Below are 19,145 nucleotides of genomic sequence, written 5' to 3'. Positions count from 1 at the left end.
CAGATGTTCGGCTGGTTGTCTAAACTTATCGGTGCCGCCGATGAGAGGAAGATAGACTCCTATAAACCCCTCGTCCAGAAGATCAATGACCTGGAGCCGCAGTTCAAGCAATTGTCCGACGAAGCGCTGCGGAACAAGACCGCCGAGTTCCGGGCCGCGTTAGCGTCGGGTAAGACGCTCGATGACCTTCTCCCCGAAGCGTTCGCGGCGGTCCGCGAGGCTTCGTGCCGGACGACCGGCCTCCGCCATTTCGACGTCCAGCTGATCGGCGGCATTATTTTGCACGAAGGGAAGATCGCCGAGATGAAGACCGGCGAAGGTAAGACCCTGGTCGCCACGCTGCCGGTCTACCTCAACGCCCTGGCGGGCCACGGGGCGCACGTCGTCACCGTTAACGATTACCTGGCCAAGCGCGACAGCGAATGGATGGGGCCGATCTACCAGGCGCTCGGCCTGACGGTCGGCGTGGTCCAGCACTGGATGGAGCCGCCGGAGCGCCGCGCCGCCTACGCCGCCGACATCACTTACGGCACCAACAACGAGTTCGGGTTCGATTACCTGCGCGACAACATGGCCCTTTCGCTGCAGGAGTGCGTCCAGCGCGAGCTGCATTACGCGATCGTCGACGAGGTGGACAGCATCCTGATCGACGAGGCGCGGACCCCGCTGATCATTTCCGGCATGGTCGAGGGGACGGTCGCCACCTTCCTCAAGGCCAACGAACTGGTCAAGAAGCTGAACCGGAGCACCGACTTCACCATCGAGGAAAAGACCAAGAACGCGGTCTTGACCGAGCACGGCATCAAAAAAGCCGAAAAAATGCTGAACCTCGATTACCTGTTCGACATCGCCCATATCGACCTGGCGCACCAGATCAACCAGTCGCTCCGCGCCTGGCACTGTTTCGAAAAGAACGTCGATTACGTCGTCAAAGAGGGCGAGATCATCATCGTCGACGAGTTCACCGGCCGGCTGATGATCGGCCGCCGCTATTCCGAAGGGTTGCACCAGGCGATCGAGGCCAAGGAAGGGGTGGAGGTCCAGGAAGAGTCGCAAACTCTGGCGACGATCACCTTCCAGAACTATTTCCGGTTATTTAATAAACTGGCCGGGATGACTGGGACCGCCAAGACCGAGGAAGGGGAATTCTGGAAGATCTACAAGCTGGAAGTGCTGACCGTTCCCTCCCATAAAAAGATGATCCGGCAGGACCTGGCCGACCTGGTCTACAAAAACACGCGGGCCAAGTTCCGGGCGGTCGTCAACGAGGTTGCCGACTGGTATAAAAAACAGCGGCCGGTCCTGGTCGGCACTATCTCGATCGAGAACTCCGAGCTCCTCTCCGAAATGCTGCAGCGCCGCGGCATCCCGCACCACGTCCTTAACGCCAAGCAGCACGAACGCGAGGCGGAGATCGTCGCCAAGGCCGGTCAGGGCGGCATGGTGACGATCTCGACCAACATGGCCGGCCGCGGCACCGACATCGTCCTCGGCGCCGGCGTGACCGACCTGGGCGGCCTGCACATTATCGGCACCGAGCGGCACGAAAGCCGGCGGATCGACAACCAGCTGCGCGGCCGCGCCGGCCGGCAGGGCGATCCCGGCTCGACCCGTTTCTACGTTTCGCTCGAGGACGACCTGATGCGGATGTTCGGCTCGCAGCGCGTCTCCGGGATGATGGACCGCCTCGGCGTGGACGAAGACACGCCGATCGAGCACGGCCTGATCTCCCGGGCGATCGAGAACGCCCAGAAGAAGGTCGAGGAATATCATTTCGGCATCCGCAAACAGGTGCTGGAGTTCGACGACGTCATGAACAAGCAGCGCGAGACGATCTACGCGCTCCGCCGCCGGATCCTGGAAGGGAAAGAGCTGAAAGAGAAGATCCTGGAAATGATGGAGCAGACGGTCGGCGATTGGGCCGGCGCCTACCTGCCGGAAAAGGTCCAGCCGGAGGAGTGGGATTGGGCAGGGTTGTTCCAGGCGGTCAACGACACGATCCCGATCATCGGTTTGGAGAAACTGAAAGAGACGCCCAAGCTGGAAGCGGTCAAAGCGGCGATCTTAAATATCTTGAAACAGGCCTATGCCGACCGGGAAGCGGCGCTGACCCCCGAAGCGATGCGCCAGGTCGAGAAACTGGTGATGCTGCGGGTGATCGACACCGCCTGGATCGAACAGCTGCACAACATGGATGTCTTGCAAGAAGGGATCGGTTTGCGGGGTTACGGGGGACGGGACCCGCTGATCGAATATAAGATCGAAGGGTACGGGATGTTCCAGGAGATGATGACCGGCGTCCGCGAACAGATCATCGGGATGATCCTCAAGGTGGAGCTGGGCGAAGGAGAAGAAGAAGCGGCGCCGAAGAAGAAGATCGTCAGCTACGGCGCGCCGGCCAAAGGGGCGAATCCTGCCCCGCTCAAAGCGGCGGTCACCGTCGGCCGCAACGATCCTTGCCCGTGCGGTTCCGGTAAAAAATACAAGAAATGCTGCCTGAAGAGCTAAAAGAGAAGGTCGGCGCCCTCAAAGCGCGCGGCGCGGAGATCGAACAGATCCTCGACCTGGACAAAAAGCGCCAGCGGCTGGAAGCGCTCGACCGCCAGGCCGCCGATCCCAACCTCTGGAGCGACCAGGGAAAAGCGAAGAGCGTGCTGCAGGAGAAAAAGAACCTGGAAAAAGAGCTTTTGACCTGGGCGGCGCTGAAGAGCGGGGTCGCCGACCTGAACGAGCTGGCCGACATGGCCGGCCAGGAAGACGTGGAGCAGCTGGCCGCGGAGCTTAAGGAATTGCACAAGAAGGCCGACGAGCTGGAGATCGCCACGCTGATGGCGGGCGAGTACGACGCCAATAACTGCATCCTGGCGATCAACGCCGGCGCGGGCGGGACCGACGCCCAGGATTGGGCGCAGATCCTGCTCCGGATGTACAGCCGGTGGGCAGAGAGTAAAGGCTTCAGCGTCGAGATCCCCGAAATGTCCTATGGCGAAGAAGCCGGCTTAAAAAGCGTTACCATGATCATCTCCGGCCCTTACGCTTACGGCTACCTGAAGCACGAGTCGGGGATCCACCGCCTGGTCCGCATCTCCCCGTTCTCGTCGGAAGGGAAGCGGCACACTTCCTTCGCTTCCGTCGAAGTCATCCCCGAGATCACCGAAGACATCAAGGTGGAGATCAACCCGAGCGACCTGCGGGTCGACACCTACCGCGCGTCCGGCCCCGGCGGCCAGAACGTCAACAAGGTCAGCTCGGCGATCAGGATCACCCACCTGCCGACCGGGATCGTTACCCAGAGCCAGAGCGACCGCTCCCAGCACGTTAACCGCGATATCGCCATGCGGCTGCTCAAGGCCAAGCTTTACGAGATGATGCTGGCCCAGCAGAAAGAGAAGATCGAGGAGCTGCGCGGCGAAAAGAAAAAGATCGAGTGGGGGAGCCAGATCCGTTCCTACGTTTTCCAGCCGTACACCATGGTCAAGGACCACCGGACCGGCGTCGACGTCGGCGACGTCCAGCGGGTGATCGACGGCGACCTGGACGCGCTGATCGAAGCGTCGCTGAGAGGAGTGAAAAGGGATGATCGATAAGATCGGACGGGGGATCCTGGTGCTGGTCCTGACCGCGGCGGTGCTGCTCGGCGCCTATTTGGGCTTGATGCGCTTTACGGCGGAAAGCAGCGGCCGCCAAGTGGAACTGGTCGTCGACCTGAACGACCTGAAGAAGATGGCCGCCTACGAGAAAAAATCGCTCGGCGCGGTCCTGCCGGAGATCAGGAAAATGGGGATCACCGAGCTCGGGGTCTTTGAGGAGACCTTGCCCGACGCGAACGCGATCGGCGAACTGTATTACGCCAAAGGGTCGGGCTTGCTCCGGTTGAAGAACCTGCCGTTGCCGTTAGCCGGCCTGGCCGAGGCGGGCAAGATCAAGCCGGACCAGACCTACATCTACGCGCCGGACGACCAGGTCCGCAAAAGGGTGGCCAGCCAGCTGATCTGGGCGCTCGGCGGCAAAGCGGTCCGCTTTATCGGCCGCGACGTGCTGGAAGTGGACGAACTGGAGGAAGACCTGCGCCTGCTGGGCCTGGGCATTTCCGAAACGCAGCGGCAATACCTGACCAGGCAAGGGTTCAAGATCGTTCCCCGGGTCTGGAACGATCCCCGGTATCACCTGGGGAATATCGCCCCCAAGATCGAAGCGCTCCGGCCTTACGGCCTGGTCATTTTTGACGGTGAAGAGATCCTCGGCTATCCCGCCGCGCTGCCGGCGCTGGCCGCGGCGCTCAAGCAGAGCCAGGTCAAATACGGTTACGTGGAGATCGTCAAACAGGACGGCGACCAGCAGCTGAAAAAGCTGATGGCCGACGCGGTCGTCCGCGTCCACAGCGTGCCGAAAGACGAGCTGGCGAAGATCGACAAGGCGGAGGCGCTCGACCGGTTCGTCCGGGCTGCCCGGGAGCGGAGCGTGCGGCTGATCTATCTCCGGCCGTTCCTGCCGCCGCAAGTCGACGCTTTCCCGGTCGAGTATAATTTGCATTATTTTCGGGAGCTGACCAGCCGGCTGCGCGAGGCGGGGTTCGTGCTCGGTCCGGCGGAGAGCGGGCGCGCACTGGCGCCGCAAGGCTGGCAGGTTGTCCTGCTCGGCGCCGGCGTGTTGATCGGCACCCTTTTCCTGGTCGATTGTTTCGTGAGCCTGCCGCTCTGGCTGATGCTCGTCCTGCTGCTGGGGGGAGTGGAGGCGCTGTCGCTCGGCGAGCAGACCGGCCAACTGCTGGCCATGCAAAAAGGGCTGGCTTTCCTGGCTTCCCTGGTTTTTCCGTCCTACGCGGTGATCGCCACTTTTTCCGGCGCGAGCCGGGGGCGGGGCAACTGGCTCGTTACGGCGGGGCTGAAAACGATCAACGTCGTGCTGGAGACCAGCCTGGGGATTTTCCTGATGGTCGGCCTGCTGGCGGATTCCCGCTTTATCAGCGGCATAGAGCTCTTCCCGGCGGTAAAATTGTCGCTGGTCCTGCCGCTCCTGATCGTGGCCGCCTATTTCCTGCTCAAACCGGGCGCCGGCACGATGCTGGAAAGGATCGGCCGGATCCTTTCGACCAAAGTCAGCCTGCTGGTGCTCGGCCTGGGCCTGCTCTTGCTGGCCGCCCTGGCGGTACTGGTCGCCCGCTCCGGTAACTTTATCCTGCCGGTCCCGGGCGCGGAAAAATATTTCCGCAACTGGCTGGAGGTCGTCATGTACGTCCGGCCGCGGACCAAGGAGTTCCTGATCGGATATCCGGCGCTGATGCTGGCGGCGCTTTGCTACTTCCGGGGGAACCGGACCTGGCTCTGGCTGGCGGCGACGGCCGGCGCGGTTGCCTCGACCTCGGTCTTTAACACTTTTTCCCATATCCACACGCCGCTCATCATCTCGCTGGCCCGGACCGGCAACGCGCTGGCCCTCGGCCTGGTCGTCGGCCTGGTGGTTTGCCTGGTCGCCAATAAGTACGTCAAGGCGGAAAAATGAAAGTCCTGATCTCCGGTTATTACGGGTTCGGCAATGTCGGCGACGAAGCGGTCCTGGAGGCGATCGTGCTCGGCCTGGCGCGGCACGACCCGGCGCCCGCAGTCACGGTCCTCTCGGCTACGCCCCGGCTCACCGCCGAATTTTATAAGGTCAAAGCGTTTCCCCGTTTTCGCTTTTTCGCGCTCTGGCGGGCGTTGCGGCAAACTGACGTCCTCCTGAGCGGCGGCGGCACGCTTTTCCAGGACGCGACCAGCCGGCGCAGCTTGTGGTATTACCTCTTCGTCATCGTGCTGGCGAAACTCGCGCGGAAAAAAGTCATGGTCTTTGCCCAGGGGTTCGGCCCGCTCCGCCGGCCGCTCAACCGCTGGCTGGCAAAGCTCGTCCTGAACCGGGTCGACCTGATCACCCTGCGCGATGACGATTCGCTGGCCGAGCTGGAAAAGTGCGGGATCCGGCGGCCGCCGCGCTTTGTCACGGCCGATCCGACCGCGCTCCTGGAGTTGCGAAGCCAGGGCGAGGGGCGGCGGGTGCTGGCGCTGGAAGGGGTCATTTTCGACCGGCCGCTGGTCGGCGTCGCCATCCGGAGCGTGCCGCACGAGCCGGCGACCGAGGAGCGCGTTTTCCAGGTGCTGGCCGAGAACCTTGACCACCTGAGCCAAAACCACGGTTTGCAGCCGGTCTTCCTGCTTTTCCAATGTCCGGAAGACCTGAAGCAGGCGAACAGGGTGATCGCCCTGATGGAGCGGAAGAGCAATATAATCTTCCGGATCTGCCGGCCCGACGAGATGCTGGCGCTGTTCCCAAGCTTCGCGCTGGTCATCGGGATGCGGCTGCACGCGCTGATCTTCGCGGCGCTGAACACGGTGCCGCTGCTCGGCCTGGCCTACGATCCCAAGGTCAAGGCGTTCATGGCGGCGATCGGCCAGCCGTGCCTCGATCTGGGCGAAGTGGAAAAAATGAACGGACTGGTCGACCAGGTGGCGGCGGCCAGCGCGAACATCCGGCGCGACCTGGCCCGGCAGCGCGACCGGCTCAAGGAAGCAGCGGCAAAGAACTTCACCCTGTTCTTCGAGAAGTTTTCCGGCAACGGGAGGAGCGGCGCGTGAAGATCGCGGTGATCGGCGCGGACGGCCAGCTCGGTTACGACCTCTGCCGGGTCATTCCCCAGGCGGAGCTGATCCCCCTGACCGTAAAAGAGCTCGACATCACCGATCGGGCGAAGACCGTTCAACTCCTAAAAACCCTCCGGCCGGGCGCAGTGATCAACACGGCGGCGTATACCGCGGTTGACGCGGCCGAAACGGACCAGGCCGCGGCCAAAGCGGTCAATGAGACCGGCGCGCAGAACGTCGCCGAGGCTTGCCGGGAAATTGACGCCACCATGGTCCAGATCTCGACCGATTATGTCTTTGACGGGACCAAGCCGGTCGGTCAACCATACACGGAAGACGATCCTCCCGCGCCGAATTCCGTCTATGGCCGGACCAAGCTAGCCGGAGAAGAATGGGTCAAAAAAACCTTGCGGAAATACTTTATCGTCCGTTCCGCCGGGCTCTACGGGATCGCCGGCTGCCTGGGCAAGGGGGGCGGCAATTTCGTGGAAGCGATCATCCGCCAGGCGGATCGGCAGGAGAAACCGCTGATCGTCGACGACGAATATGTCTCGCCGACCTACACCTGCGATCTGGCGGAAAAGCTCTGCCAATTGCTGAAGACCGACCGGTACGGGCTTTACCATCTGGTGAACCAGGGGCAATGTTCCTGGTACGTGTTCGGCGACAAGGTCCTGGAATTGCTCGGCTCAGAGCTGGCACCCGAGCGGATCGGCCGGCAGGAGCTGGGAGCTAAGGCGAACAGGCCGGCGAACTCCGTGCTGGCGAGCGTTAAGTTACAGGCGGCGGGCTTGAGCGAGCTGCGGCCGTGGCCGGACGCGCTCAAAGCCTATTTGACGGAAAAGGGCCGGATCCGATGAAGCTCGCGATCGTCCACGACTTCCTGACCCAGTTCGGCGGGGCGGAGCGGGTGATCACCGCCTTGCACGAGCTTTACCCGGCAGCGCCGATCTACACCTCGATCTACGACGCGAATAAACTGCCGGAAAGTTTCCGCCGGATGGATATCAGGACTTCCTGGATGCAGCACCTCCCTTTGGCCGGCCGCTGGTTCAAGTCGTATTTTCTTTTATACCCGCTGGCCTTCGAACAGTTCGACCTCTCCGGCTATGACGTGATCCTCTCTTCGAGCTCCGCCTACGCCAAAGGGGTGAAAAAGCAGCCCGGCCAGTTACATATTTGCTACTGCCACACGCCGATGCGCTTTGTCTGGCGCTACGACGACTATGTCCGGCGGGAAGAGCTGCCGGAGCTGGTCAAACAATGGCTGCCGTTCCTGCTGGAGCCGCTCAAGGAGTGGGACCTGAAGAACAGCGCTGGCGTCGACCAGTTCATCGCCAATTCGGCGACCGTGGCCGGCCGGATCCGCAAGATTTACGGACGCGAATCTGTTATAATAAATCCGCCGGTCGAGACCGATTTTTTCCGGCCGGGCATAAGCGACGGCGATTATTTTCTGATCATTTCCCGGCTCAGCGCCTACAAACGGCTCGACGTCGCGCTCGACGCCTTTCGCGCAGCGGACATGCCGCTGCGGATCATTGGCGACGGGCCGGCCCGCCGGGCGCTGGAGCGCCGCGCCGGGCCGAACACGCGGTTCCTCGGCCGCCTGTCCGATTTCGCGGTCGCCGAGCAGCTGGCCGGCTGCCGGGCGCTGGTCTTTACCGGCGAAGAGGATTTCGGGATCGCGCCGCTGGAAGCGATGGCTGCGGGACGGCCGGTGATCGCGTTGCGGGCGGGCGGAGCGCTGGAGACGGTAGTCGAGGGGGAAACGGGGTTGTTCTTTTCTCCGCAAACGCCCCGGGCGCTTGGTGAAGCGCTGCAGCGGTTCCGCTTCCTGAATTTTGACAAGAAACGGCTCAGGGAACACGCCCTGGGCTTCAGCAAAGCGGTCTTCCAGCGGAAGATCGCCGGGTTGCTCAAGGAAAAATATGAAGAAAAATTCCGCCAAAGTTAAACAGCCTTTTGCCGGCGTCAGTTTTGACCAGCTGATCGAGATCGCCCTGCTGGTCATCGTTTTCCTGGTCCCGGTGATCTTTGACCGGCGGTTGGGCATTGTTTTTTCCGGCACGAAGGTCGCCTGGCTCCGGGTGTTCGTGACGATCGCGCTCGGTCTCTGGTCGATCAAACTGCTGGTCCTGAAAGAGCACCGCTTCGTCCGCACGCCGCTCGACTGGCCGGTCGTGACTTTTCTCCTGACCACGACGATCGCGACGCTGACCTCGATCCACGTTTATACCAGCTTCACCGGTTTTTACGGCCGCTTTGAGGGATTGACCACCTGGTACCTGTTCGGCGTGCTGTTCTTTTTAACGACCAATTTCGCCGGTTCGCCGGAGCGGCTCAAACGGCTGGTCATCGCGGTCGTCCAGTCCGCGGTGATGATGTCGGTCTACGGCGTGATCCAGCGGCAGGAGCTCGATCCGTACATGTGGGGCGGCGTGGTCACCTGGCAGCGGGTGATCGGGACGATCGGCCAGCCGAACTTCCTGGCCGCTTATATCCTGATGGCGTTTTTCCTCGGGCTCTTTCTCTATCTGGAAGAGAAGAAGCCGCTGCCGGACAGCGACTGGACCACTCAGCTGGTGCCGCTCGGCTATTTCCTGGCCGCCCAGACGGTCTTCGTGACCATGCTGTTCACGCTGCAGGCCGGCGACGTCCTGGTCTGGTACGGCGGATTCGGCCTGGCCACGGCCGCCGCGCTCCTCTTCGCTTACAATCATGAAAAACTTCAGCCGCTGCTGCTCGACCTGCTCTGGGGTTTTTCGCTGGTCTTGATCTATATTTGCCTTCTTTACACGCAGAGCCGCGGCGGTTATATGGGTTTCTTTACCGGCGGCGTCCTGTTCTGCCTGGTGGCGGGGCGGCGCTGGCTGTTCCGCAATTGGCGGGAACTGGGGGCGCTTGGCCTGGTCATCGCGGCGGTTTCGCTCTTTACCATGCTCCGCCCGGAATATTCGCCGTTCGAGCGGTTCGCCGGCGAGATCTCGTCCAAGCAGGAAACGGCCGGTCAGGGCGATGTGACCAGCAAGCTGGAGCTGAAAGGGGCGGCCGGTTCGCGCGGCGAGACCTGGAAGAGCGCTTTCGGCATCATTGCCGACAATCCGGTCTTTGGTGTCGGGCCGGAAGTGCTGAAAATGGTGTTCCCCCGGTACGAGACCGATCTTTTCCGCTTCAAAGAAGGGTTCCACGTCAAGCAGGACCGGAGCCATAATGAAACTTTTGACGTGCCGGTGACCAAAGGCCTGATCTCGTTCGCGCTGTATCTCCTGATCATCGGCCTGGTCTTTGGGACCGGGCTGCGCAAACTGGGCCGGCTCAGCGACCCCGAACGGCTGCTGATGGCCGGTTTGCTGGCGGCTGCCCTGGCTTACCTGATCCAGAACCAGTTCAGTTTCGGCGTCGTCGCGATCACGTCGCTCTTCTGGGTCATCTGGGGGATGGTCGTGGTGGTAGGACGCGACGAAGCGCCCGATAACCGGCCGATCGCCTGGCTGGACCTGCCGTGGTTGCCGGTCGCGCTGGTCTTGTTGGCCGCGCTCGGTTTGATATACGTATCTTTCATTTCTTTCAAGACCGATATCTACTTCAAATCGGGCAAGACCTTCCTGGAGATGCGGCAGCTGCCGGCCGCGGCCGACGACTTTAAACGGTCGCTGGCGCTGATGCCCTACGAAGGGACGACCATTTCCCACCTGAGCATCGTCTATCTGAACATGGGGCAGCTTGACGAGGCGGTCAAATATTTGCTCTACGGCACGCAAGTCGACCCGTTCAACGCCGATAATTTCTACATGCTGGCGCGCGTTTACGTGACGCAGGCGGAGCGGGGAGTCCCCGGCGCGCGGGAAAAAGCGTGGCAGAACGTGGAAACTGCCTTGAAGATCGACCCCTACTATTCCGAGGTCTACGAAACGCGGGGGGGATTGCTGGAGCAGGAAGGTAAACGGCTGGCAGCGGCGCAGATGTACGAAAAGGCTTTTTACGTTAACCCGACGCTGATCGGCCCGCTGCAGAAAATGGAAAGCCTGGACCGGCAGCTGGGTCGCCTGGAAATCACCCGCCGGCTGGTGAACGAAGCGTCGCTCCGGTTCCCCGACAACCTCGACCTCTTTAAGGCGCGCGAAAGGCTGAAATGATCTTCAAAGCGAGCGCGGACGCCGCCCTGATCGTCGTTGCTTTTATCCTGGCTTACTTCGTCCGTTTCCGGGTCATGCTTTTCTTAAGCCCGTCGTCGATCCCGATCTTCGAACGCTACTTCAATACGCTGGTCTTTGTCGTGATCGTTTGGCTGGCGATCAACAAGCTGATCGGCCTGTACGAGAACAAGAAGTTCACGGCGCTGGTCGACGAGATCGCGCTCCTGTTCATCGGCGTTTCCGTCTCTTCGCTGGTCCTGGTCGGTTTCCTCTTTTTATACCGCGAGCTCTGGTTCTCCCGCCTGGTCGTGTTCAACGCCTGGTGGATCGCTTTCCTGCTGCTCGCCCTTTTCCGGGTCCTGCTGGTGAGCGGCGTCAGGCTGCTGCGGTCCGCCGGCCGGGGACAGAAGAACACGCTGGTGCTGGGGGCGGGCGAAATGGGACAAACCCTGGCCGCCAAGCTGCTGCGGGATAGGGGCCTCGGTTACCGGGTAGCCGGTTTCTTGGACGATGACCGGCAGAAACAGGGGCAAAGTTACAACGGCGTCCCCGTCCTGGGCGTGCTGCGGGATGCCCGGATGATCATCCCGCGGGAAAAGATCGCCGAGGTCCTGATCGCCAGCTCCAAGATCCCGGCGGAAAAAGTGCTCGATATCATCACCGAATGCGAGCGGTACGGCTGCGAATTCAAGATCGTGCCGGGCATATTGGAATTGATCGCCAGCCGCGTCGACGTCGACGAGATCGCCGGCGTGCCGCTCCTGACCGTGTCGGAGATCCGCCTGAAAGGCTTTAACGCGGCGGCGAAAAGAACGATGGATATCATTTGCTCCAGCCTCGGCCTGATCGCGATCTCGCCGCTCCTTTTGGTCTTTGCCGCTTTGGTTAAACTGACCTCGCCCGGGCCGGTCTTCTTCGGCCAGGAGCGGGTCGGGCTCGACGGCCAGACCTTCCCGATGTACAAGTTCCGCTCCATGGTCCGGGACGCCGACAAGCTGTTCCCGCAGCTGGAACCGCTTTCCGAGGTCGCAGGGCACATCTTCAAGATGAAGAACGATCCGCGCGTCACGCCGCTCGGCCGCTTCATGCGGCGCTACAGCATCGACGAACTGCCGCAATTGCTCAACGTGCTGCTGGGGCAGATGAGCCTGGTCGGCCCGCGGCCGCCGCTGCCGCGCGAGGTCGTCAAATATAATCCGTGGCATCTCAAGCGCCTCCGGACCCGGCCGGGGATCACCGGGCTCTGGCAGGTGTCGGGCCGGTCGCATCTGCCGTTCGAGGACATGGTCAGGCTGGATATCTATTACATCGAGAACTGGTCGCTCTGGCAGGACCTGAAAATATTGCTGCGGACCGTGCCGGTCACCCTGACCGGTAACGGCGCTTTTTAGTAGACGATGATCTTGCCGCGGTGGAGCTCGACCGCTCCGCCGGAGTTCGCCTGCACCGTGTAAGGATAGACCCCGCGGACGACCGCCCCCCCGAAATGATCGCGCCCGTCCCACGCCAGGTTGCCGCTCACCGCGCCCAGCGCCGTTTTTTGCCAGATCAGCGTGCCGCTCAGGTCAAAGATGTAGAATTTCAGGTCGGCCGGCGCGTTCAAGGTGTAAGTGAACAGCATCGGGCCGCTGGCCGGCGTGAACGGATTGGGCGCGTTCCCCAGACGGGCCACCGTGGCCGAGCCGCTGAGGGCGGAGGCGGTGACCGAGAGCGAGCTTGACGTGCTATTGCCTGCCTTGTCGAGCGCCTCGATCCGGAGGTCGTTGCTCCCCGAGGTCAGAGCGATCTCCCGGACAAAGAGGGGCCCGTTCAGGCGGAACGAATCGGCCAGCTTGCCGTTATTGTAAATGTTGACGCTTCCCGGATAGGCGTCGCTGACCCTGGCTTCCAGCCGGCAGCGGCCTTGGCTCTCGCTGCTGCCGGTGATCAGCAGCTCCGGCGCCTGGTCGTCGACGACCAGCGGAAAAGCGGCGGCCGGGCCGCTGTTGCCGATCCGGTCGCGCGGCGTGACGGTGACCTCGTAACTGCCGGGCGCCAAGGCTCTGACCGGCCGCAGATAGAGCGACTCGGCCGAGCTGATCGCCTCAAAAGAGACGCCGGGAAAAGTGATGAGCGTGGCGGCCGGATCCAGACCGGCGCCCGCGTCGCTGAACGGGAGCCGGACCAGGCTGGCCGCGCTGCTGTAAGAAGCTTCGCCGCTGGCCAGGTCCAGGGCCGGCGCGGTCCGGTCGATATTGATAGTGACCTCTTCCTCGGCCAGGTTCCCGGCCAGGTCGCGCAGCCTGATCCGGGCGGCGATTTTACCGTCGGCCAGGCCGGAAGGCAGCTTGATAAAACCGGACAGGTCCCGTTCCGCCCGGTCATAAACGAGCCGGTCGTCCAGGATTTTGCCCTCGATCTCGATCTCGGCTTCGCTCTCGTCCTCGATATCGTCCTGCAGGTCAAAGACGGTGACGGCAAAGAGGACCGCGGAATCGGGCTTGAACCATTCCGCGGCGTGCGGCTTTTTGATCGTCAGCGCCGGCTTCAGGGAACTGTAGGCGCAATTTACCGCCAGCGCGGCGGTGTTGCCCGCTTCGTCCGTGGCGGTGAAGCTCAGCCGGTTGTCGCCCGGCGCCAGCTGATAGGGGAGACGGAACCGGCCGCCCGCTTCCACGGTCACCGGTTGACCGTTGAGCGTGAGGCGGGCCTTTTCGTTCAATTTGCCGTCGATCACGATATTGCGCGCTTCGCTGGTGGCGGCCGCCGGGGAGAGAAGGGTGATGGCCGGCGCCTGGCGGTCGAGCCGGAAAGCGAGCGGGTCGGTAGCCGGGCTGGAGACCAGGCCGTCGAAAGCGGTCAGCCGGATGTAATAATCCCCGTCCGGCAGATCGACCGGCACGACATAAGAAGTTTCGCCGGTGCCGGGGAGATCGAAACGTTCGAAGCTCCAAGTCTTATCGGCCGGGAAGGTCTTTTGCCAGGAGAGCTCGATCTTGTCGATGGCCGGCTCGGCGGCCGGCAAGCGGTAACGGACCTCCAGGGTCGGGGTGTTGACCAGCGCGCCGGCGGCCGGCGCGAGCAGTTGCGGCGAGACGACGGGCGCCGGCTCGAGCTCGCGGCTGAGCGGGTCGGGCGGCGCGGCGCGGTACCGCCATTTACCGCCGAGATAATAGAGCAGTTCGATCGGTTTTTCGGGATTGATCCGGCGGGGCGCATTAAAATGCCGGCCGCCGTCCAGGGTAAGGGCGAGAAAAGTTTCGGCCCGGTCGCGGTATTGCTTCTGCCAGACGGCGAGCGCTCCCCAGGGGGAGGTGAAGAGCCGCGCCGCGCCGAGCTCATCGGCGCTCTGTTCGATGACCACCGGTTCCTGAGATAGCCCGGCGAGGTAGCAAAGCTCGGACAGGCCGCGCGCCCGGTCCGGCCGGAGGAACAGGCAAGAAACGGCGCCGGCCCCGTCCACCGCGACCGCCGGGCTACCGAGCGCTTCGCTGGTGATCAGCTGCGCCGGGCCGAAGGTCCGCCCGTTATCCGTTGAGCTGGTGAACCACGCTTCGCCCGAAACGCCGTAGGCCAGATAGAGCTCGTTTTCCCCGGCGATCTTCAGGTCGCAACCGGTCGTTCCCGCCGGCAGCTGCTTAAGCAGGCGGGCGGGGGAATAATTGATCCCCTGATCGCCGGAGCGGCTGTAATATAGGGCCTGGGATTCCCCGGACGGTTCCAGCCAGAACTGGTAGAGCGTGCCGGACGAACCGGCGGTCAGCCGGGGCCCGGCCAGGGCCGTTCCGGCAAAAAGCAGCGCAAAGCAGAGGCTGAAGGCTTGTCGCACAAGGGGATTTTACCATTCTTTATCCCCGGACCGCAATGGTGCGGGGATGTACTGGCCGGCGTAAATAAGCTATAATTAGCGCTCCAGGAATGAAAAAGAACGCCAAGATCATCATTGTCGGAGCCGGCCCGATCGGCTGCTATATCGCTCAGCTGCTCAAGCATTACGGTTTTAATCCGCTGCTGCTGGAGGAGCACCAGGAGGTCGGCCGGCCGGTCTCCTGCGCCGGTATCGTCGGCAAGGGGCTGTTCGAAGAACTCCGCCTGCCGCTCTCCCGCCGCTCGATCGTCAACACGATCAACGGCGCCCGCGTCAGTTATAACGGCGCCGCTTTTGATCTCCACCGCCAGACGGTCGCCTACATCGTCGACCGCGCCCACTTCGACCAGGAATTGAGCGCCAAGCTGGAGATCGAGTTCAATACCCAGCTGCAGGACATTCACCCGATCAAGGAAGGTTATTTCCTGAAGACCAATAACGGGGAATATTTTGCCGACCTGGTGATCGGCGCCGACGGGCCGAATTCCCGGGTGCGGAAAGCGCTCGGTTTCAGTTCCGACATGAAGCTGTACCGCGGCTACCAGTACCGGGTCAAAATGACCCCGGAAAGGCTGGACGCGGTGCAGGTCGATTACGTCAAGCCGTTCTCGCTCTTTACCTGGCTGATCCCCGAGGGGAACGGGGTAGCGCGAATCGGCACGATCAGCAACAATCCGTACCAAGAGGTTAACCGCTTCATGGAGAAAAACCATTTAACCGGCGAGATCATCGAGAAGAACGCCGGCGCGATCCCGATCGGCACCTGCGAGCTGGTCAAGGGGAACGCGCTGCTGGCCGGCGACGCCGCCTGCCAGATCAAACCGATCACCTCCGGCGGGATCTATTACGGCCTGAAAGCGTCCGAACTGCTGGTCGACGCCGTCCGCGAAGGCGACCTGGCGCAGTACCCGGTCCGCTGGGCGGAGGAATTCGGGCAGGAGATCAAGATCTGCCTGCTGCTCCGGAATATTTTAGAGAATATGGGGGACGACGTCCTGAAAAAACTGTTCGAATACGTCAAGGACAACGCCAAGCTGATCGAACAGATCGGCGACTTTGAGAACCATTCATCGGTGATCTGGAGCCTGGCGTCCAATCCGCGGACCTATCCGACGATCGGCGCGCTGCTGATGGGGATGGCCAGGAACCCGAAGTTCCTGTTCCGCTCGCTTTTCCGGCTTCCCCGATGAAGCGCCTGGCCGGTTTTCTCCTCTGCCTGCTGCTGGTTTCCATCGCTTTTTACCTGGCCCGGCCGTACATTTTTACTTTTATGGCCGACTATCTTTACGCGCGCGACAGTTTGGACCGCGCCGACCTGATCATCGTCCTGGGGGGCGACAACAACGGCGAACGGGTGGCCGAGGCGGTCACCCTGTACCAGGCGGGCTACGCGCCGCGCCTCCTCATGTCGGGCGGGCCGCTCGCCTGGCACCTGACCAACGCCCAGTGGATGAAAAAACAGGCGGTCGAATCGGGAGTGCCGGCCGGCGCGATCGCCCAGCAGGACCGGTCGCTCTCCACGCTGGACGACGCGCTGCTCTGCCTGCCGCTGGCCAAGCAATTCGGCTGCCGCACGGTCATCCTGGTCACTTCGCCCTACCATAGCCGCCGGGCGTCGATCGTCTTCAAAAAGGTTTTCGCCCCCGAAGGGATCAGGGTCATTTCTTATCCGGTCCGGCAGAGCGTGTTTAACCCGGACAAATGGTGGACGCGCTACGAGGACATGACGGCGGTCGTTTGGGAGTACGCCGCCAATGTGATATACTTTTTGCGAGGCTACTGAAAATGAAGATCGGTTTCGGTTACGATGTCCATAAGTTCCAAAAAGGGCGCCCGTTGATCGTCGGCGGAGTGGAAATCCCGCATCCCCAGGGGCTGCTCGGCTGGTCCGACGCCGACGTCCTGCTGCACGCGATCATCGACGCGCTGATCGGCGCCCTGGGCGAGGGCGATATCGGGCGGCATTTCCCGCCCGGCGACCCGAACTTCAAGAACGTTTCCAGCCTCAAACTGCTGGCTTTCGTCAAGGAACTGGTCGCCAGCCGCGGTTATTCGGTCAACAATATCGATTCCACCATCGTGGCGGAAGAGCCGCGCTTCGCCCCGTACATCGAGCAAATGAGGCGGACGATCGCCGGGACGCTGGATATCCCGCCGGAGAGCGTTAACGTCAAGGGGAAGACCGAGGAAGGCCTCGGCTTTACCGGGACGAAAAAAGGGATCAAGGCGTACGCGATCTGCCTCATCCACAAAGAGCTATGAGACTCGGCGTCAACATCGACCACATCGCCACCCTGCGCGAAGCGCGCCAGGAGCATTTTCCCGACCCGGTGACCGCGGCTAAGGCGGCGCTGGCCGGCGGCGCCGACGGCATAGTTTGCCACCTGCGCGAAGACCGCCGGCACATCAAGGACGACGACGTGGCCCGGCTCCGGCAGTTGCCGGCCCGGTTGGACCTGGAAATGGCGGCTACCGACGAAATGACGAGGATCGCCCTCAAGATCAAGCCCGACATGGTGACTATTGTGCCGGAAAAACGCCGCGAAGTTACAACAGAAGGCGGACTCGACCTAAAATCGAAAAACGAAAATCGAAATTCGAAACTAAGGAATATTATCCGGAAATTACAGGATAAGGGGATCAAAGTCAGCTTATTTATCGACCCGGACTACGACCAGGTCGCGGAAGCGGCCGTTTTGCTGGCCGATTTTGTCGAGCTGCACACCGGTAAATACGCCCGGGCGTCATACGTCAAAGGGAAAAAGCTTTCGGTCGCCCGTGAGCTGGAAAAAGTCGGCGTTGCCGCCCAGCAGGCGCGGCTGATCGGCCTGCGGGTCAACGCCGGACACGGCCTCGATTATGAGAATGCCGGCGCGATCGCCAAAATACCGGGGATGGAAGAGCTGAACATCGGTTTTGCCATTATTGCCCGGAGCTTGCTGGTCGGCCTGGAGCGGGCGACGAAAGAGATGAAGGAGGCAATCAAGTGAAGATCGCGATCGGTTCGGACCACGCTGGTTACGCGTTAAAGCAGAAAGTGCTCGCTTTTTTAAAGAAAAAGCGGATCACGATCAAGGATTTCGGCACTTATTCCGAGGAGTCTTGCGATTATCCCGATTTCGCTTACCCGGTCGCCCGGGCGGTCGCCAAAAAGCGCTTTGACCGCGGGATCCTGATCTGCGGTTCGGGGGTCGGCGTCTCGATCACCGCCAACCGGGTCAAAGGGGTGCGGGCGGTCAACGTCAACGACCTGTATACCGCGCGGCAGAGCCGGGAACACGGGGACAGCAACGTCCTGTGCCTGGCGGGTCGGCGGCTCGCTCCGGCCAAAGCCCTGAAGATCGCCGCGCTCTGGCTGGCGACGCCGTTCTCCGGCGATCCCCGCCACCTCCGGAGGCTGAAAAAGATCGACCGATGAAAGCGTTCATCCTGGCCGCCGGTTACGGGACCCGGCTGGAACCGCTGACCCTGGCGGTCCCCAAGCCGATGGTGCCGATCGTCAACCTGCCGACGATGCAGCACAACATCGAACTGCTCAAAAAGCACGGTTTCACCGAGATCGTCGCCAACATCCACTATTACCCGGAGCAGATCGAGAATTACTTCGGCGACGGGCACGCCTTCGGCGTCAGCCTCGATTATTCCTTTGAGGAAGAGCTGCTCGGCACCGCCGGCGGAGTGCGGAAAATGGCGCAGATCAGCGGCGCGCAAGAGACCTTTATCGTCCTTTCGTCCGACGCGCTGACCAGCATCAACCTAACGCGCTGCCTGGAATATCACCGGGAGAAAAAGGCGCTGGCGACCATCGCTCTGGCCCGGGTCAACGACGTGCGGGAATTCGGCGTGGTAATGCACGACGACTCCGGCCGGATTACCGGGTTCCAGGAAAAGCCGGACCCGGCGGTCGCCCTGAGCGACCTGGCCAACACCGGGATCTACGTGTTCGAGCCGGGGATCCTTGACCTGATCCCGGACGGTTTTTACGATTTTGGCAAACAACTGTTCCCGCGCCTGGCCGCGGAGCGGGCGGCGCTGTACGGTTACGAGATGGTCGAATACTGGAACGACGTCGGCGGGCTGGAAAAATACATCCAGTCCAATTATGACGCCATGAGCGGCGCCCTGCACATCAACATCCCGGGCCGCAAGGTCGCCTCGGCGACCTGGCTTGGCGAGCGGGAGCAGATCGACCCGAGCAGCCGGTTCGAGGGGTCGGTCATCATCGGCGACCGCTGCCGGATCGGCCGCGACGTCTACATCAAGGATTCGGTCATCGGCGACAAGTGCGTGATCGGCGACGGCGCCGCGATCACCGGTTCGGTCCTCTGGCCCGACGTGGTGGTCAGCAAGGAGGCGCGGGTCACCGGCGCGGTGATCGGTTCTTTCTCCCACCTGGGCAAGGCGGCGGTGGTGGGCGAGGGGACGGTCATGGCGAACCGGGTCGTCGTTGGCGCCGGCCGGGTCGTTCCCTCCCAGAGCCGCGTCCAGCCGGACTCTATTTATTAGTTAATATTTAATACAAGTTTTAGCCCTCTGCGACCGATA

Annotated in this window: 15 protein-coding genes; 14 read left to right on the top strand and 1 reads right to left on the bottom strand. The window is 62.1% G+C overall.

The features are described from left to right. Positions 1–3 precede the first annotated feature (3 nt). Genes secA through WC529_08140 form a run of 8 tightly spaced genes read left to right on the top strand, consistent with a single transcriptional unit; the run spans position 4 to position 12,144 of the window. Complete coding sequence (gene secA / locus WC529_08175; GenBank protein ID MFA5114255.1) at positions 4–2,508, top strand: preprotein translocase subunit SecA; 2,505 nt, start codon at positions 4–6, stop codon at positions 2,506–2,508. Next, positions 2,490–3,587: a peptide chain release factor 2 gene (prfB, locus tag WC529_08170; protein ID MFA5114254.1), complete on the top strand. Its 1,098-nt coding sequence runs from the start codon at positions 2,490–2,492 to the stop codon at positions 3,585–3,587. Before secA ends, prfB begins: the two co-directional genes overlap by 19 nt. Next, entirely contained in the window at positions 3,577–5,502 is a 1,926-nt protein-coding gene (locus WC529_08165; GenBank protein MFA5114253.1) for a DUF5693 family protein, read from the top strand. The genes prfB and WC529_08165 overlap by 11 nt, the downstream gene beginning before the upstream one ends. After that, on the top strand, positions 5,499–6,608 hold the full coding sequence (csaB, locus tag WC529_08160) for a polysaccharide pyruvyl transferase CsaB (protein MFA5114252.1): 1,110 nt from the start codon (positions 5,499–5,501) through the stop codon (positions 6,606–6,608). Before WC529_08165 ends, csaB begins: the two co-directional genes overlap by 4 nt. After that, the gene (gene rfbD / locus WC529_08155) at positions 6,605–7,474 is read left to right on the top strand and encodes a dTDP-4-dehydrorhamnose reductase (GenBank protein ID MFA5114251.1); all 870 of its coding nucleotides are present in this window, start codon (positions 6,605–6,607) and stop codon (positions 7,472–7,474) included. Before csaB ends, rfbD begins: the two co-directional genes overlap by 4 nt. After that, complete coding sequence (locus tag WC529_08150; protein MFA5114250.1) at positions 7,471–8,571, top strand: glycosyltransferase; 1,101 nt, start codon at positions 7,471–7,473, stop codon at positions 8,569–8,571. Before rfbD ends, WC529_08150 begins: the two co-directional genes overlap by 4 nt. After that, the gene (locus tag WC529_08145; protein ID MFA5114249.1) at positions 8,546–10,753 is read left to right on the top strand and encodes an O-antigen ligase family protein; all 2,208 of its coding nucleotides are present in this window, start codon (positions 8,546–8,548) and stop codon (positions 10,751–10,753) included. Before WC529_08150 ends, WC529_08145 begins: the two co-directional genes overlap by 26 nt. After that, the gene (locus tag WC529_08140; GenBank protein ID MFA5114248.1) at positions 10,750–12,144 is read left to right on the top strand and encodes a sugar transferase; all 1,395 of its coding nucleotides are present in this window, start codon (positions 10,750–10,752) and stop codon (positions 12,142–12,144) included. The genes WC529_08145 and WC529_08140 overlap by 4 nt, the downstream gene beginning before the upstream one ends. Here the strand turns inward: WC529_08140 and WC529_08135 are convergent. Beyond that, the gene (locus tag WC529_08135) at positions 12,141–14,561 is read right to left on the bottom strand and encodes a FlgD immunoglobulin-like domain containing protein (GenBank protein MFA5114247.1); all 2,421 of its coding nucleotides are present in this window, start codon (positions 14,559–14,561) and stop codon (positions 12,141–12,143) included. The two genes, WC529_08140 and WC529_08135, sit on opposite strands and share 4 nt — an antisense overlap. A gap of 89 nt (positions 14,562–14,650) precedes the next feature. On the opposite strand from WC529_08135, the gene WC529_08130 reads away from it, so the two are divergent. Genes WC529_08130 through WC529_08105 form a run of 6 tightly spaced genes read left to right on the top strand, consistent with a single transcriptional unit; the run spans position 14,651 to position 19,106 of the window. Beyond that, entirely contained in the window at positions 14,651–15,790 is a 1,140-nt protein-coding gene (locus WC529_08130) for an NAD(P)/FAD-dependent oxidoreductase (GenBank protein MFA5114246.1), read from the top strand. Further along, a complete protein-coding gene (locus tag WC529_08125; GenBank protein ID MFA5114245.1) occupies positions 15,787–16,383 on the top strand; it encodes a YdcF family protein in 597 nt (198 codons plus the stop codon). Before WC529_08130 ends, WC529_08125 begins: the two co-directional genes overlap by 4 nt. Positions 16,384–16,385: 2 nt before the next feature. After that, positions 16,386–16,862, top strand: a complete 477-nt coding sequence (gene ispF / locus WC529_08120; GenBank protein MFA5114244.1) for a 2-C-methyl-D-erythritol 2,4-cyclodiphosphate synthase — start codon at positions 16,386–16,388, stop codon at positions 16,860–16,862. Continuing rightward, positions 16,859–17,590 carry a pyridoxine 5'-phosphate synthase gene (locus WC529_08115; protein ID MFA5114243.1) on the top strand — a complete coding sequence of 244 codons (732 nt, stop codon included), beginning with the start codon at positions 16,859–16,861 and terminating at the stop codon, positions 17,588–17,590. The genes ispF and WC529_08115 overlap by 4 nt, the downstream gene beginning before the upstream one ends. Further along, on the top strand, positions 17,587–18,018 hold the full coding sequence (gene rpiB / locus WC529_08110) for a ribose 5-phosphate isomerase B (GenBank protein MFA5114242.1): 432 nt from the start codon (positions 17,587–17,589) through the stop codon (positions 18,016–18,018). The genes WC529_08115 and rpiB overlap by 4 nt, the downstream gene beginning before the upstream one ends. Continuing rightward, a complete protein-coding gene (locus WC529_08105) occupies positions 18,015–19,106 on the top strand; it encodes an NDP-sugar synthase (protein ID MFA5114241.1) in 1,092 nt (363 codons plus the stop codon). The genes rpiB and WC529_08105 overlap by 4 nt, the downstream gene beginning before the upstream one ends. The last annotated feature ends 39 nt before the right edge of the window (positions 19,107–19,145 follow it).

This window comes from Candidatus Margulisiibacteriota bacterium (genome assembly GCA_041650855.1).
Lineage (GTDB): Bacteria > Margulisbacteria > WOR-1 > O2-12-FULL-45-9 > XYB2-FULL-48-7 > JALOPZ01.
Note: the sequence above shows the minus strand (reverse complement) of the source record. Positions and strands in the feature narration are given on the sequence as shown.